This is a genomic window from Aureimonas ureilytica (assembly GCF_001475935.1).
GTDB lineage: Bacteria > Pseudomonadota > Alphaproteobacteria > Rhizobiales > Rhizobiaceae > Aureimonas > Aureimonas ureilytica_A.
Window position 1 is genome coordinate 1 of sequence record NZ_LDQA01000145.1, and the last position, 763, is coordinate 763.

Sequence of the window (763 nt, forward strand, 5' to 3'; positions counted from 1 at the left end):
CTGGTCGAGCGCGCCCATGGCGTGAACGATACCCAGAACGGCGGCGACGATGCCGAGCGCGGGCAGACCGTCGGCAACTTCCTGAACCGCCTGCTTGGGCTTCATCTTGTCATGCTGGACGGTGTGGATTTCCTCGTCCATCAGCGCCTCGATCTCGTGCGGGCGAGCATTGCCGATGATGATCAGGCGGCAATAATCGCAGATGAAGTTGGTCATCGCCTGGTTCTTCAGGATGTTCGGAAACGCGCTGAAGATCGCCGACTCGGCTGGGTTGTCGACATGGGCTTCCACTTCCGAGCGCGACTTGGAGCGCATCTCGCGCATCAGCGAGTGGAGCAGGCTCAGAAGGTCGAGATAGTCGCGCTGCTTGGGAACGGCGTCCTTGAAGGCCTCGCCCATCGCCTTGCCGGTGTCCTTGACGACCTTCATGTTGTTGGCGACCAGGAACGTGCCGAGCGAAGCGCCCAGAATGATGAGCAGTTCGTAGGGCTGCCAGAGAACATAAAGATGGCCGCCGGCAGCGACATAGCCGCCGAGAACGCAGCCAATCGTGACGAGAAGGCCGAGAATGATACCCATCGGGTGCCCCTGGTGAAGAAAGGATTTCGTTAACCCTTAGGCACCCCGACTTGCGTGAGACTGTGCGGTGCGCAACAGCTGGAGCGTGCATCGCGCGGTCAGGTTCAGGCCATTTGCGGCAGGTTATTGTCAGGGAGAACGGGCTTTTTCCGAACGCCGGAACAGGCCCGCCCGCGCCCTGCGG

Annotated in this window: 1 protein-coding gene; it reads right to left on the reverse strand. The window is 61.1% G+C overall.

Annotated elements, in window-relative coordinates:
- A partial coding sequence (locus NS365_RS23120; RefSeq protein WP_058602623.1) for a motility-associated protein occupies nt 1-579 on the reverse strand: 579 nt, incomplete at its 3' end.
- Nucleotides 580-763: the final 184 nt, after the last annotated feature.